Source organism: Rossellomorea sp. YZS02 (assembly GCF_033963925.1).
Taxonomy (GTDB): domain Bacteria; phylum Bacillota; class Bacilli; order Bacillales; family Bacillaceae_B; genus Rossellomorea.
This window is the reverse complement of the sequence record NZ_JAXBLY010000031.1, coordinates 1-15,956: the sequence shown is the minus strand read 5'-3', so window position 1 is coordinate 15,956 and position 15,956 is coordinate 1. Positions and strand designations below refer to the sequence as shown.

General features: G+C 43.2%; 8 protein-coding genes and 3 tRNA genes. 9 read left to right on the top strand and 2 right to left on the bottom strand.

What is annotated here, in order from left to right; genetic code table 11:
* The first annotated feature begins 355 nt into the window (after positions 1-355).
* Together SLH55_RS21875 and SLH55_RS21870 are read left to right on the top strand one after the other, a co-directional pair.
* Entirely contained in the window at positions 356-7,198 is a 6,843-nt protein-coding gene (locus SLH55_RS21875) for a pullulanase (RefSeq protein WP_320324452.1), read from the top strand.
* Between the two features lie 406 nt (positions 7,199-7,604).
* On the top strand, positions 7,605-8,294 hold the full coding sequence (locus tag SLH55_RS21870) for a transposase (protein WP_320324451.1): 690 nt from the start codon (positions 7,605-7,607) through the stop codon (positions 8,292-8,294).
* Between the two features lie 82 nt (positions 8,295-8,376).
* Here the strand turns inward: SLH55_RS21870 and SLH55_RS21865 are convergent, their stop codons facing one another.
* The gene (locus SLH55_RS21865; RefSeq protein WP_320324450.1) at positions 8,377-9,435 is read right to left on the bottom strand and encodes an S-layer homology domain-containing protein; all 1,059 of its coding nucleotides are present in this window, start codon (positions 9,433-9,435) and stop codon (positions 8,377-8,379) included.
* A 210-nt stretch (positions 9,436-9,645) separates the two neighbouring features.
* Here SLH55_RS21865 and SLH55_RS21860 point away from each other — a divergent pair, with 210 nt between their 5' ends.
* From SLH55_RS21860 to SLH55_RS21850, 3 genes are all read left to right on the top strand, one after another.
* Entirely contained in the window at positions 9,646-10,992 is a 1,347-nt protein-coding gene (locus tag SLH55_RS21860) for an S-layer homology domain-containing protein (protein WP_320324449.1), read from the top strand.
* Between the two features lie 44 nt (positions 10,993-11,036).
* On the top strand, positions 11,037-11,660 hold the full coding sequence (locus tag SLH55_RS21855) for an S-layer homology domain-containing protein (RefSeq protein WP_320324448.1): 624 nt from the start codon (positions 11,037-11,039) through the stop codon (positions 11,658-11,660).
* A 407-nt stretch (positions 11,661-12,067) separates the two neighbouring features.
* Entirely contained in the window at positions 12,068-12,412 is a 345-nt protein-coding gene (locus tag SLH55_RS21850) for a DUF5658 family protein (protein ID WP_320324447.1), read from the top strand.
* Between the two features lie 35 nt (positions 12,413-12,447).
* Here the strand turns inward: SLH55_RS21850 and SLH55_RS21845 are convergent, their stop codons facing one another.
* On the bottom strand, positions 12,448-12,810 hold the full coding sequence (locus tag SLH55_RS21845) for a DUF948 domain-containing protein (protein WP_320324446.1): 363 nt from the start codon (positions 12,808-12,810) through the stop codon (positions 12,448-12,450).
* Between the two features lie 92 nt (positions 12,811-12,902).
* On the opposite strand from SLH55_RS21845, the gene SLH55_RS21840 reads away from it, so the two are divergent.
* From SLH55_RS21840 to SLH55_RS21825, 4 genes are all read left to right on the top strand, one after another.
* Positions 12,903-15,002: a class I SAM-dependent methyltransferase gene (locus SLH55_RS21840; RefSeq protein ID WP_320324445.1), complete on the top strand. Its 2,100-nt coding sequence runs from the start codon at positions 12,903-12,905 to the stop codon at positions 15,000-15,002.
* Between the two features lie 573 nt (positions 15,003-15,575).
* Positions 15,576-15,650 (top strand) — tRNA-Glu (locus tag SLH55_RS21835).
* A gap of 6 nt (positions 15,651-15,656) precedes the next feature.
* Positions 15,657-15,732 (top strand) — tRNA-Val (locus tag SLH55_RS21830).
* Positions 15,733-15,800: 68 nt separating this feature from the next.
* Positions 15,801-15,876 (top strand) — tRNA-Thr (locus SLH55_RS21825).
* The last annotated feature ends 80 nt before the right edge of the window (positions 15,877-15,956 follow it).

Sequence of the window (15,956 nt, the reverse complement as noted above, 5' to 3'; positions counted from 1 at the left end):
TATTACTCCTTTTTTGTTTTGGCTATCCAGGTTTGTAAACACACCCCTGCATGTAAGCCGAAGTGTTTAATAAAAAAACGTGAAGTAAGGTTTCCAATACTCATTAGTTATAAAAACACATTCGGAAAAAATCCCATATTTTATATAGAAGTGAAAATAAATATAGTTTATAATTAAAAATACAGATAATTGCAAGCGTTTGCATTAAAGCACAATTTTAATCGAAGACAGGAAAATAAACCTACAATCCATACTACAAACATTTTTTTGTACAATTGTGCAAACGTTTTCGCAATGGAGTGCACCCAGAGTACTTCTATTATTCTATCAATACAATAAGGGGAGGAAAGCGTACATGAGAAAACAGACAAAGCGTCGATTTTCGGTTTTTATGATCATCCTGATGCTCATCAGCCTGTGGGCACCACTAGCACCAGCTGCCTCGACAGCGGAGACAGCAAGTACTGGAACCGATATTGAAACAGCGAATTCCAGTGAGCGCACGGTGCGTTTCACCTACACTCGTCAAGATCAAACATACGGGGATTGGAACATATGGGCATGGAATACAGGGGTGAAGGATGATCAAATCAATTTTGACTCCTACGAAAACGGAGTGGCGGTAGCGAATATTGCCGTTGCACCTGAAACCGAGCAGTTCGGTTTCGTCCTTCGAAGTACCGAGGATTGGAATACGGCAGAGAAGGAATTCGGTGATCGTTTCATTAAGGTGAACAAGAACGACACCCTCACCAAGGCATACATAACAAGCGGTGTCGAGGAAATCCGCATCGTTCCCGATGGTTCGGCTCCAGTCATCGATCAAGGGAACGCGACCTTCTACTATCGGGATAAAGACCTTTTCAAAAACAATCAAATGGATACGATTGAGAAAGTGGAGTTAAAGTATAACGGAGATACAAAGGAGATGACGTATGAGCCGGAGAATGAGCGCTTCATCCTCCCATACGAAAATATTCCCAACGGGGAAAATGAGTACAGCTTTTTAGTCACAAAAGATAGCGTGACGACGGAAGTGAGTGATCCGTACAATACCGTCGATGGAAAATCGGTTCTTGATTTTCAAAAAGCCGACCTAAGTGTGACGGGGACCGTGGCTCCTGCAGCTGTGGATTATAATGAAAACGCTGTCTTAAGTGTCGAAGTTGACGGTCTGACAGATGGCCTGAACATTCAAAAAATCACAGCGGACGTTTCTTCATTAGGAGGTTCCGACAAACTTGAAATCGATCCATCGCTGAATGAAGTGACCCTTTCCATTGATGATGACATTACGGCAGGGACGAAAACGATCCCGTTAACCGCAACGGACTCTTACGGGAACGTCTACAAAGGAAGCACTGAAATCGAAGTGAAAGCAAGGCAGTCTGTCGGGGATTCCGACCTTGACTGGGATGAATCCATCATCTATTTCATGTTGACTGACCGATTCTTCAACGGGGATACGTCAAATGATGATCCTTATGACCTGAATTACGACCAGTCGAAACGCGGAACGTATCAAGGCGGAGATTTTAAAGGAATCACGGAAAAGCTTGATTACCTTGATAAACTTGGCGTGAACACAATCTGGATCAGTCCGGTTGTGGAAAATATCAAGTATGATGTGCGAAAAGGGGAAGCAGGAGAGCCATATTTCGGCTACCACGGCTACTGGGCGAGCAATTTCGGCGAACTCAACCCGCACTTCGGAAGTATGGACGATTTCCATAATCTGATCGATGAGGCCCACGACCGCGGCATCAAGATCATGGTGGATGTCGTGTTGAACCACACGGGTTACGGATTGAAAGAAATCGACGGCGAGCTGCCTGCGGATCAACGTCCAGCCGGATATCCTACGGACGCCGAGCGTGATAAATACAGCGATTTCCTTCGTCAGGGAAATGTCGGGACAGACGAAGTGGTCGGTGAACTAGCCGGACTTCCTGACGTGATGACCGAAAATCCTGAAGTGCGCCAGCAGATCATCGACTGGCAGACCGACTGGATCGAGAAAGCGAAGACCGATAAAGGAAACACCATCGACTATTTCCGTGTCGATACAGTGAAGCATGTGGAAGACGCTACATGGATGGCCTTCAAAAACGCTATCACGGAAAAAATGCCAAAGCACAAAATGATCGGGGAAGCTTGGGGTGCAAGTGCCGACAATGATTACGGCTACCTGGATACAGGGATGATGGATTCCCTCCTCGATTTCGGATTCAAGGATATCGCCCGTGAGTTTGTAAACGGGAACCTTAAAGCGGCCAATGATAAATTGACGGCCCGGAACGGAAAGATCGATAACACGGCTACACTCGGTCAGTTCCTGGGAAGCCATGATGAAGACGGATTCCTGTATTCACTTGGCGGGGACAAAGGGAAGCTGAAGCTTGCTGCATCTCTTCAGGCGACGTCTAAAGGTCAGCCCGTCATTTACTACGGTGAAGAGCTTGGACAGAGTGGAGCGAATAATTATCCTCAGTATGATAACCGCTATGACCTTAATTGGGAAGATGTAGAGAACAACGATGTGCTGGATCACTACACGAAAATCCTGAACTTCCGGGGTGCGCACTCGGATGTGTTCGCGAAGGGTGAGAGACATACTATTGGAGGATCGAACAGCGATAAGTTTCTCTTATTCTCCCGTGATTATAAAGACGACTCGGTATACGTCGGATTGAACGTGGCTGACGAAGCGAAAGAGATCACGTTGACAGTGGAATCTCCCGATGCGGTCGTGACGAACGCTTATTCTGGGGAAACTTACACGACGACTGGTGCGGGTGAAGTAACGTTGACCCTGCCGAAGAAAGCAGACGGCGGTACAGCACTACTCACCGTTGAAGGTGGAAAAATCACAGGAGCAGTGTCAGGTTCCGGTGGCGGAGAAGATCCAGAAGCGGAACCCGTACCGGAAAACAACATCCGTATCCACTACAACCGCACCGACGGCAATTACGAAAACTATGGCGCATGGCTGTGGAATGATGTTGCTTCTCCTTCTGCCAACTGGCCGGTTGGTGCCACAATGTTCGAGAAAACGGACAGCTACGGGGCATACATTGACGTTCCACTTGCAGAAGGAGCGAAAAACATCGGATTCCTTGTCATGGATGTGACAAAAGGTGATGCAGGAAAAGACGGGGGAGACAAAGCCTTCTCCATCACATCACCTGACGTCAATGAAATCTGGATCGAGCAGGGATCGGACAAAGTGTACACGTATGAGCCGGTGGATCTCCCTGCGAATACGGTCCGCATCCACTATGATCGTGAAGACGGGAATTATGAAAACTTCGGTCTTTGGACGTGGGGCGATGTGAAATCCCCGACAGAGAACTGGCCGACAGGCGCACTGGATTTTTCTAAAAAGGATCGATACGGTGCTTATGTGGACGTTGAGTTGAATGAAGACGCCAAACAAATCGGCTTCCTTGTATTGAATGAGGAAACCGGTGAGAAAGACGGAGGAGACAAAACCTTCAACCTTCTCGATAAGTATGATCAGCTATGGGTGAAGCAGGGCGAAGATAACGTCTACATTTCTCCGCATGGTGATGTGACGACGGGACTGCTTTCATCTGAAGTTATTTCGGATGATACCATCCGCCTGAATTTCACCATGACGGATGGTTTGACAGAGGAAACGCTCATGTCCGGATTAACACTCAAGGACAAGGACGGAGCAGATATAACGGTCAACAGCGTCAAAATCACCGGTGATAAAACGGTGGAAGTGAAGGCTGGTTTTGACCTGAAGAAACTTCCGCTTTCCATCACTTACTCAGGCAGAACCGTTTCAGCGGCAGCTGGCTGGAGACTACTTGATTACAAGTATGCCTATGATGGTGATGATCTTGGTGCGATATACAAAGATGGCGATGCAACATTGAAACTTTGGGCACCGAAAGCAAGCAAAGTGGTAGCGATCTTCTTTGATAAAGAGAATGCTGCGACATCCATTGGCAGTGTGGAACTCACATTAGGTGAAAAAGGTGTCTGGTCTAAAAAAGTAAAGGCCGGTGACCTTGATCTTTCCGATCTTGAAGGCTACTACTATCAATATGAAGTAACCAATGATGGTGTAACGAAGAAAGTATTGGACCCATATGCGAAATCCATGGCCGCTTTTACCGTTGATACGACTGGGGAAACAGGACCTGACGGGGATTCCGTGGGGAAAGCAGCCATCGTCGATTTAAGCGGCACGAACCCTGAAGGATTCAGCCATGCTGAAATTGATGGATATAAGAAGCGTGAAGATGCGGTTATTTATGAAGTTCATGTACGTGATTTCACATCAGATCCAAGCATACAAGATGATCTGACCGCACGATGGGGCTCTTATGAAGCCTTTATCGATAAACTGGATTACATTAAATCATTGGGTGTGACTCACGTTCAATTACTTCCGATCATGGCTTGGTATTATGGCGATGAAACGAATATGGATGAGCGCGAGCTTGAGTATTCAGCAGGTGGAAATGAGTACAATTGGGGTTACGACCCTCACAGCTATTTCTCCCCGGACGGTGCCTATTCACAGGATGCCACTGATCCTGAACTTCGGGTAAAAGAAACGAAGAAATTAATCGATGCGATTCATGATGCCGGTATGGGTGTCGTCCTTGACGTTGTCTACACTCATATGGCAAAAACAAGCACATTGAATGACATCGTTCCAAATTATTATGCATTCCAGGATAACAAAGGAAACTTCCTTGGAGGTTTCGGAAACAACTTGGCCACCAACCATACGATGGCTGAAAAGCTTATGGTGGATTCCGTGAAATATTGGTTCGACGAATATAAGATCGATGGCATGCGCTTTGATATGATGGGTGATGCGAGTTATCCTGCTATTCAAAAAGCCTATGATACAGCGGCTGAAATCAATCCGAACGCGCTATTCATCGGTGAAGGATGGAGAACGTTTGCTGGTCATCTATCGGATCCTTCTCTAAAAGGAATGGGAGCTGACCAGGATTGGATGGATAAAACCGACGATGTGGGCGTCTTCTCCGACGAAATACGGAATGAATTGAAGTCCGGATTCGGTTCCGAAGGGGAGCCACGATTCCTTACAGGCGGCGCACGGGATATCCAAGTGATTTTTAACAATATTAAAGGACAACCGGGGAACACAGCAGACGACGATCCGGGAGACATGGTCCAATACATCGCGGCACATGATAACCTGCCGTTATATGATGTCATTGCACAATCCATTAAAAAGGATCCGGCAATCCCTGAGAATAACCTGGAGATTCACAAACGAATCCGACTTGGCAACTCGATGATTTTAACCTCACAGGGAACAGCTTTTATCCACGCAGGTCAAGAATATGGCAGAACCAAGCAATGGCTAGGTGAAGGCGTTCCGGAACAGAAATACCATGAGCTTACGGACGCTGATGGAAAACCATTCGGTTACTTCATTCATGACTCCTATGACTCATCGGATGCCATCAATAAATTTGATTGGGAGAAAGCAACGAACAAAGAAGATTATGCTGTAAATACAACAACGAGAGCATACACAGAAGGTATGATTGAGTTGAGAAAATCAACCAATGCTTTCCGTTTGGGTGACAAAGAGCTTGTGGATACGAATGTATCATTACTTGATTTCCCTGAAATAGCGGATACGGACCTGCTGCTTGCTTACAAAAATGTATCGACGGATGACACAGGTGAGTACTATGTGTTCGTCAATGCCGATAATAAAGAGCGTACGCTTACTCTTGGAGACTACGATTTCTCTAAAGGGAAAGTTTTAGTAGACAACGATGAAGCAGGTACGAAGCCTGTTTCAGAAAAATCCGGTTTTAAATTATCGAAAGATTCCCTGACGATTGATCCACTGACGACGGTGGTCATTAAAGTTGGTGGGAAAGAAACAGGAGACGGTGGGGGAGATGGCGGAACGGATCCTGCCGAACCGACAAAACCATACAAACCTGCTAAGCCAAACACGGTAGAGCTTCCGGTAGGAGCTGCACAAGTCGTGAAAGAGAAAAATCCATCAGGAATGGTGGAAATCATTACGAAAATCGTTCCACAAAAAGTGAAAGAGATTGTCGATACGATCACATCGAAGAAAGACACACTTGTGGTACCTTTGGAGAAAACGGGAGCACCTGATGAAGTGGCAAAAGTACAGATACCGGCTGCTTTATTCAAAGAAGCACTTAAGAAAAACAAAATGTCCAAGATAGAAGTCCAAACAGAAACAGCGAGTTATCTGTTGCCAGTATCTGAAATTGATGTCGATGGCTTAATGAAAAAGCTTGGTGGATCCAGTGAAGAAGTGTACATCACGATTTCTGTGAATGTAGTAAAAGCACCAACTACCACCTTGAATATTGTTTCAGACGCAGTTGATTTCCACATTGAAGCGTTGTCTGGGGAGAAGAAAGAAGAGATTTCTACATTTAATACATTTGTAGAAAGAGAGATTGTTGGAGAAAACGAATTCAACGCAGAACACTCAGTTGGCGTGAGGTTGAATAGTGATGGTAGCTATACAGCTGTCCCGACATTGTTTGATGGGAAAGTTGCAACAATCAAATCTTTAACAAACTCCATTTATGCCATTGTAGAGAACGACAAAACCTTCTCTGACGTAGATGGCGTAAACTGGGCAGAAGACTATATTGAGAAACTCGCTTCGAAATCGATCATTAAAGGAAAGACGATAGAAAGGTATGCTCCAAGTGAAGATATCTCACGTGCTGAATTTACAGTCCTGTTAGTTCGTGCACTCGGTCTTCCTTCTCAAGAGTATGACAACCGCTTTTCTGACGTCAAAGGATCCGAATGGTTCAATGAAAACGGAGAACTGATGTCCGCAGTCCATTACGGAATCATCAAAGGAAAAGAAGACGGAACCTTTGCCCCTGGTGAAAAGCTGACCCGCACACAGGCAGCTGTCATGATCTCCAGGGCCATGGAACTTGACTTCATCGGATTCGATACAGACATGCTGGATACTACGAAAAAAATCAAGGACTTTAAAGACGTAAATCAAATCTCAAACTGGTCAAAACCAGGCATTGAAAAAGTCTATCAGGCAGGAATCATGTCAGGTATGACCAACGGAACATTCGCACCAAACCAATACACAAAACGCGACCAAATGGCCAAAATCCTGGCAGAATTCCTGGTTGTAAGTGAATTGATGTAGGGACAGAGGGACAGGTCCCTTGTCCCACTCGAATAATGTAACCAAAGCATGAGTTCGGTTCAGACCGGGCTCATGTTTTTTGTTTGGGACGGAGGGACAGGTTCACTGTCCCATTCACAAAGAAACAAAACAATGGATGTGAAATGTAAGTTGCCCTTTAATCATCAACCATTAAAAGGATTTCTGGAGTTTATGTCGAAATAGTTTTCTAAGTAGGTGAATTTAAAATTGTTTTCCACATCGCTCCTATTCTTCCCCTTCCACTCGATTTCCACTACCTAAGCCGTCTTATATTCACTTTTGCAATCCCACAAACACAGTTACATTCCTAAATCAATATGTGTCAGTATCAATAATCCTATTTATATGTGAATTATTAAATTTTTGGGACAAGGGACCTGTCCCCATGTCCCTTGAGGATGATCAAGATAGGGAGATGTTTTTAAAGATTTTATTAAGATATAAAAGTAGACGTAATTTTCGTCTTTTTGGTTATTGCTTAATGGACAATCATGTCCATTTGCTTTTGAAAGAGGCAGAGGAAACCGTTTCAGATACAATCAAGCGGATCAGTTCCAGTTATGTGTATTGGTATAACAAGAAATATGATCGTTGTGGCCACCTGTTTCAAGAGAGATTTAAAAGCGAAAATGTTGAATCCTCAGCTAATTTCCACAGAGTTCTCCGGTATATCCACCAAAACCCTTTAAAAGCTGGTCTGGCAATAAGTGTACTCTCAAGTAAATGGACGAGTATACGTGAATATACACATAATACAAGTATCCTCATCGACACGGATTACCCCCTTCAATTGATCTCCCATGATAGACAAAAATCAGTAGAGCGGCTAATAGCGTTTTCTCAAAAAGACAATGCCGATCATTTTTTTGATGATTATCGAAAAACACTGAAAAGCGATGATGAAGTAAAAGAGTATATGCATAGATTGGGCGTGACTAAGAGTATGGTGCAGCAGATGGATAGAGAAAAAAGAAATAAGGTACTAAAGAAAATGAAGCAACTAGATGGTGTGACCGTAAGGCAGTTAGCTAGAGTCAGTGGTATATCGAAGAGTGTGATTGACAGAGTAAGGTGATGAAAGGTAAGGAGCAAAAGGATATCCTCTTGCTCCTTGATAAGATTGGTAGTTGGGACAAGGGACCTGTCCCTCCGTCCCATTATTCAGGATATTGGTTGTAGATTTTCCAGATTCCTGTATGGTCTTTTTTGAGAAGGTAGAAGCCGTTGTTGATGGTGGAATTCTTTTCTTCGACATGGCCATCAGGATTGATGAATTTTGCGTAGTTGGATGTTCCGGTTACGGTTACTTCTGCAAACCGGTCGGTTATGAAATCGGTAGATAATTGTATGTTATCCAAATTTGCGGATGTGGTAATTTCATACCCCTTATCAATAAGTTCATTGTTATACTTAACGATATCTTTCGCATAAGCAGCATAAAATCCTGTTGTGTAACGATCGTAGAGTTCCAAAGATTGTTCAAGGTTTAAATTTGCATTTGCTTCTTCTGTTAAGAAATCTTTTACATGCGCCTCAACAATATTATCCTGTATTGGACTCTCGTATTCATTTGAAATAGCTCGGTACATTATGACGACAGCCTGTACACGATTGGCAAGATTGCCAGATTTGAATGTGTTATCACTGTATCCCTGAATAATCCCTAACGAGGCAGCCTTATTGATTTCTTCTGAAAAACTTGCATGGTTGGGTACATCGGGAAACATTTGTCCTGTATATCCAGGGAAAGGTACAGTATCTTTAAACGCTCTCACAATCATAGCTGCCATTTGTCCTCTGGTAATGAAACTTCCAGGCTTGAATTCTTCAGCAGAATAACCATTGATAATTCCTAATGAGCTAGCTGTATTTATGTAGTCATAGTACCATCTGCCAGGTGTGACATCATCGAATTTCTGTGGTCCCGATTGTGTGGGAATCCCTAGTACGTTGATGATAATTTTGGTGAACTCAGCTCTCGTAATATTTTTATTTGGTAGAAAGCTCATATTACCGGTATCAGAGTCTATAAAACCATTAATAATATCAGCTGATACGAAATCATCGATCTCCCAGAAACCAAACTCTTCACTCGTCATGTCTGTAATAATATATCTCTGTAACGAATCCCTACTTGCGCTCGCGGTAGTAGAGAACCCTCCCAATCCTACAGTAATGGATATAGCCATTACGAGCAGATACTTCAATCCTTTCAAATGTAAAACCCCCTATATATTAGTAAAATACTCTATGTATTGTAACATTTTTGAAATCTTTGTAATGTTAGTAATATTATCCAATGTGGGACAGTGTACCTGTCCCTCTGTCCCAGTTGGAACTAATTTCCTATTGAAGGGAGTAATTTACATGGGTATAATTACAAATATGTTACAAATATGGATTTAATATTACGAAAGGGTGTTCGGATGAGGAAAGTAATGATGATGGTTGCCTGTATGTTTATGGCAGGATCATGGTTTAGTGTGTCGATTGCCAGTGCGGGATCTTCGTTTTCAGATGTGAAAGAATCGTCTTCGTTTTATGAGGAGATTATGTATTTATCGGAGAAAGATATTGTCAAAGGAACTGACAATGCATTTCTTCCACAGGAAGATGTAACAAGAGCAGCTGCAGCAACGATGATTGGTCGTGCGTTAGGTTTAGATGGGACGCAGAGAGAATCAACATTTTCTGATGTCAGCAGTCAGAGTTATGCAGTGGGTTATATTGAATCTGCGGTAGAAAAGGGGATTGTCAAAGGTTATCCGGGTAATACGTTTAAACCCAATGAGCCTGTGACAAGAGCAGAGATGGCCATTTTCCTGGCCAGAGCATTTGAGTTAGAGAAAGAATTGGACTTTGATTACCTTGATATCTTCCCGACAATGGCTTCCTATGAATCTATTTTAAAGGTATCGAAGGCAGGTATCGCTCAAGGGTTAAATAACGGGTTATTCTTCCCGGCACGCTCTATTACCCGAGCGGAGTTCAGTGCGTTCCTTGCCCGTGCGTTGGAACCTGATTTCAGGGTGGATGTGAAACCATTTAAGGATCCTTTGACCATTAAATATGACACGTATGATTATAAAGAAGGCGATGTTTACGTCCCTGAATATAAGTTAGACGATGTAAATATTCATAATGGTGATTTGATCGTAGTGGAACCGAACTCACCTATTAAAATCGAAGCCCTTGATGAGTACGCTTCGATTAAAACAAGAGGGGAAGCAATCCAGAGTCAAACTACACCATATGGAAATTCTTTAATTGTTACAGGCGATAAGGGAGCAGGGCAAATCCTTATTTATCTAGGTCAGGATAGACTCTCTTATACAATAGTAGTAAAACCGGAACAGGACCTGGCAAAAAATCCGTTTTCTCCACTATTTCTTGAAACGGCGCAGTACGGTCATATGCTAGGTTGTGAATTTGGTATGAAAGGCGTCACAGCTAAACAGATGAATGAGTATTATGGCAGTTCAATTGATGAAAGTGCAGATCACACCTATGCCAAATTTGGTGCCTGCAGATACGACTTTAAAGTGCCACTTAACGAAAAGGATCTTAAAGTGACTGGGATTACAAAGGATATGAGGGGCAGTAATTATACTCCTTCAGACATAGAGAGGCTTCTTGGGGTATCTGCCCCTGCAAGACTTCTTCACCCAGGTTACTATTTCCAGAACTTTGCTGTGGGTGACTATGTCGTCGACTTCCTTTATAACAAAGATACGAAAAAGTTAGAGTATTATAGAATCAGAGAATCATATTAATAAAACTTGTTAATCGCTTATAACAAATAATCGGGAGGTAAAGTATGAAAAAAATAATCGCAGTTTTAACCTGTTTCTTAATGATGGGATCCATATTCAGTGTATCGAACACAAAGGCGGGTAACTATACTTTTAATGATTTAGAAGAATATTCACCGTTCTATCAAGAAATTATGTACTTGGCAGATAAACATATCGTTTTAGGAGTGAGAGGTTCTTTTTACCCGCAAGAAGGAGTGACAAGAGCTGGCGCTGCAACAATGATTGGCCGTGCGCTGTTACTTGATGGGACTAAAAGGGAATCTTCATTTTCCGATGTAGGCAGTCAGAGTTATGCTTCGGGTTACATCGAATCAGCAGTGGATATGGGAATCATCAAAGGATATACAGATGGAACCTTCAGACCTGACGAGATTGTTTCCAGGGGAGAAATGTCCATCTTCCTGGCCAGAGCATTTAATCTAGAGGCGGAAATGGAACTAGGAAGCGACTACAATGATATTCACCCTTCAATGGCTTCTTATGAGGCGATTGTAAAGGTATCTGAAGCAGGAGTTGCCCGTGGCTTTATCGGTGGTTTCTTCCGTCCGGATCAAGACATCACCCGTGCGCAGTTTAGTGCGTTTCTTGCAAGAGCTTTAAATGCAGGTTTTAGAGTCGATAACTAAGATACCGATTAATCTGGCATATAAAATAATAAAGAAACAATGGGACAGGTGCTTTATGACCTGTCCTTTTTCAATGCCCTAAAGTCTGTGAGCCGGCTTAATCCGTCTTATTAATATGAAAACATCATTACTGTAACCACCTGGAATGGCGGTTGCCGAGGTGCAGATTCTACGTGCCGGCTCCGAGCACTAACTATTTAATAACCTGTGATTGACTCTTTATCCAAATAGACTCGGTTAGCAACATTGTTTTTTATCAACGTATGAATAGTCGTCCGATACCTATACATACTAATGTTAAGTGATCAGTACGGTATTTTTGGAAAAAAAGGTTTGTTCTTTATTAAGAATAGGGTAGAGTCTTACAACGAATATCCCGGAGAACATAAAACCAATAAAAGTAACCAATGAATAGGAGAATTCAGTTGATAAGATACCTGCTGCTATATATCTTACTCCTCAACCTTTTTGACGCATTCCTAACCATGGTTGGATTGCATTACGGACATATAACCGAATCCAATCCACTCATGAATAGCCTTTATCACACAAATCCATGGCTGTTTCTTCTCTTCAAGGGAGGTTTGTCCTTGTTTCTTCTCATCCTTCTTTATCACCTCAACCCTCAGAAACGATCTTCAAAAGCGTTACTTCTTGTGTCCATCACCGCAGCAGTATCCTATAGTGTTATTTGCCTGATGCACGGCTATTGGTTATGGGAGGTCGCCGGCAGCGGAGCGGGACTGGCGTAGACTAGAAATAAAAGAGGCCAAGGCCTCTTTTTCGTTTATTTCAATTTAATTTGCACCGGCTTGCTTTCCTGAGTATGAATCGTTTTAGGTGTCCGATTTTGCGAAGTGACTCTTTTCACTGAGCTTGTCACACTCTGGATCATGTCGCCGACGTCATGTGCGGATTCCACCAATGGATCCACGGCTTTCATTTTCCCTTTCACATCAACGGAAATTTGGTTGGCCGTATGAATCAGTTCCTCTGCTTCCTCTGTAATGCCATTTACGGCGCTCCTCGTATCAGCGAGGGTCTTCTTCGTTTCGTCCAGTGTGTTCATGACCCTCCTTAATGTCAAAATCAAATACACAACGAGGATCGTAAACGCGACGGCTGCTATAGCAGCACTCCACTCAAGCATTGAGACCAGCTCCCTTCTTTCTACTTTAAGTCTATGACGAGGGGAGTTTATACATTCCTTACCAGAATGGGAGAGAGGTGGGGTAAAATGGAATGGTAATGAAATCAAAAGAGGGAGCGATGACGATGCTTTCATCCTTACGCGCAATCAAAGAGCTGAAATCAGGGAATACCCTTATCCTGCGGGAACATACATGGTTAAAATACCTTTCATTAACAAAAGAGAAAAATGTGAACCTGGAGCAGGTCGAATCACTTGAACAGATGGCAAAGAATCCGGTGCTGGATTACGTGGAAAGGACCCTTCATGTACTGGATGGATTGAGTTTACCCGATGATCAGAAAGAGTGGGTGGAAGAAGTCCTGATGTGGAGTGAAACGGCTAAGTGCGGACTTCCTCATCAAAGAAAAGAGTGGATTGACAAGGGTTTTCAACTTGCCATTCACAACATAGGGTCGGCCCAAATTTATGCCGCAGAAATGGAAAAACGATCTGAAGAAGAACGGAATCGTGAACGGGAGGAGCTTCTGTTCGTATTGATCCAAACTCACGGACTCTCGGGGCAATACATCAGGGGGGAAGTCCGGTACTCATCCATGGAGCCCCTGATACGTATCGCCAAACCAGAAATGTTTCCACTATTATATGCACTGAATCAATGTATTGTAGCGGGGGTATCCACTGAAGTCTGGGATTCGGTACGTGAGGAAATGGAAGAGGTGAACCGCTGGATCTGTAACGGGGATATGGCCCGGAAACAGACCTTACCCGAACGATTGCGAAGGCTCAGAAGCCAAGCTGCTTTACGAGGTGAAGACTTTAACGCAGCCTATGATGAGTGGGTACTGGCTAACCCCGAGGCGGAAAGCCTTCTGGATCGATTCTTTCAACGAATGGATATGTGGTATGTGGAGGCTGCCCTTACCGATTTTACGTTTGAAGAATGTATGAAAATTTTTCTGCTCATTGAACAAAAGAAGCGGTATTCTTCATTGGAACAACTCTCCTTTGAGCCAATGATGAAGGAACTCTACTACGATCATAAAGGCAGAAAGACCGTCAATATCTATAAAAAAAGAATCATAGAATCGTATCTTGCCGAGTACACGATCAGAGAGATCCTCAACGGAAAGCTTCCTGGAAATGAGCATGTCTCACTAAAGGCTGCTCCCCTTCATGGACAGGAAGAGATGGCGGGAGTCGGGTTTTCTTTTTCACGGGCAGGGGAGAAGTTAATTGAATTCTGTCAGGAAGCTGAGAAATCACCTCTATATGACCGGGCAATCGTTCTATTATATGACCTATTCAACTTCAGAAAGGATGCCTACGACCGACTGAACAATGAGCAAACCTACCTGAGTGATATGAATAGCTCCCAGGACTTCAAGAAGAAGATTTCCGACTACGCCGTTGGGAAGACCATGATTGATATCGGTCCGGGCGGTGGAGTCATGCTGGATTTGTTGACCCGTCACCATACGGGGGCCACAGTCATAGGAATCGACATTGCCGTCAATGTGGTAGAGGAACTGAAGCGAAAGAAGCAACGGGAAAATGCCCCATGGGACGTCATGCAGGGAGATGCTCTCAAGCTCGAAGACTACATCGGGAAGGAAGGAGCCGACACAATTGTATTCTCTTCCATCCTTCATGAGATGTTTTCCTATATCCCATACGAGGGCAAAAAGTTCAATCATAAAGTCATCGCCCAAACCTTAAGGAGCGCCCTTAAAGCCCTGAAGCCAAAAGGCAGAATCATCATCCGGGACGGTATCATGACAGAGCCTTTAGATCAGAAGCGGATCATTCGCTTTAAAGATCCACATGGTCTTGCTTTCTTCAAGAGATACGTCGGAGATTTCAAAGGGAGAGCGATCACCTATAGTTCAGCAGGAGAAGATGCGGTCCTATTGAATGTAAACGATGCGATGGAATTCCTTTATACGTATACATGGGGAGAGGAGGCATACCCTCACGAAGTGCAGGAACAGTTCGGTTATTTCACTCCTTCTTCTTATCAGGAATTCATCCATAGAATCCTTGGAGATCAGGCGGAGATTCTCGTGTTTGAACATTATCTGCAGGAAGGATATAAAGAACATTTAGATCAGAAAATTGCGCTTACCGATGAAAAGGGGTATCCGGTGCGTCTACCGGATAGTACGTGTTTTGTAGTTGTTGAGAAGAAGTGATGAGGACCCGCCCTCTAAAGTTGGTTTTTGAGATTATTAATAGAGTAGATAGATAGGTTCAATTTATTCTATACTATTAAACAAACGTTTGATTAAGTGATGAACCCCTTCTGATACAGAGGATGAAATCAACTAAATAAACGTTTGTTTAGTTTTGACGTCTTCAAATTGCTGCTAGTCACTGTAAAAACTCAATCTGTCATTTCCGCATTATGATCATCTGCTAATACCTAAACTTTATTCTATAAGGGTTGGGGTGCCCCCACTATTGAATGTATGAATATCTAGGCAATAGCTATTAACCATCTTAGATGAGAATCAGGGTAGGGAATTTAATAGAAGGGACTCAATCTTTAATGAAATCATTATCTTAATTTAAGGAGCCTTTAAATTACCTATTGATAATACCTAAAGAAATGTGGTATATTCTTTTTTGGCTTACAGAAATGTAATTAAGAGTAAGTTGGGAAAAGTCTTTAATTTTTGATTTAGAAGTTGACTTCTACGAAATTAATTGTTATAGTAATACTTGTCCTTAAGAGGGACGCAAACATTGAGTTCTAAAAAGATTATGGCCCATTGGTCAAGCGGTTAAGACACCGCCCTTTCACGGCGGTAACACGGGTTCGAATCCCGTATGGGTCACCAATACACGGAGGATTAGCTCAGCTGGGAGAGCATCTGCCTTACAAGCAGAGGGTCGGCGGTTCGATCCCGTCATCCTCCACCATGTTTTTTTACGAAAGTAAAATGAACTTCATTGTTTTGCGACAACGAAATATCTATCCTTTTCACCTTGCCGGTGTAGCTCAACTGGTAGAGCAACTGACTTGTAATCAGTAGGTTGGGGGTTCAAGTCCTCTTGCCGGCACCATTTGGTTTTTATAAGATGAGCCATTAGCTCAGTTGGTAGAGCATCTGACTTTTAATCAGAGGGTCGAAGGTTCGAGTCCT

Bases quoted from the DNA above. Each gene is read 5' to 3' on its own strand.
- SLH55_RS21875 (WP_320324452.1), top strand. From the start codon at position 356: ATGAGAAAACAGACAAAGCGTCGATTTTCGGTTTTTATGATCATCCTG.
- SLH55_RS21870 (WP_320324451.1), top strand. From the start codon at position 7,605: ATGTCCCTTGAGGATGATCAAGATAGGGAGATGTTTTTAAAGATTTTA.
- SLH55_RS21860 (WP_320324449.1), top strand. From the start codon at position 9,646: ATGAGGAAAGTAATGATGATGGTTGCCTGTATGTTTATGGCAGGATCA.
- SLH55_RS21855 (WP_320324448.1), top strand. From the start codon at position 11,037: ATGAAAAAAATAATCGCAGTTTTAACCTGTTTCTTAATGATGGGATCC.
- SLH55_RS21850 (WP_320324447.1), top strand. From the start codon at position 12,068: ATGAATAGGAGAATTCAGTTGATAAGATACCTGCTGCTATATATCTTA.
- SLH55_RS21845 (WP_320324446.1), bottom strand. From the start codon at position 12,810: ATGCTTGAGTGGAGTGCTGCTATAGCAGCCGTCGCGTTTACGATCCTC.
- SLH55_RS21840 (WP_320324445.1), top strand. From the start codon at position 12,903: ATGGTAATGAAATCAAAAGAGGGAGCGATGACGATGCTTTCATCCTTA.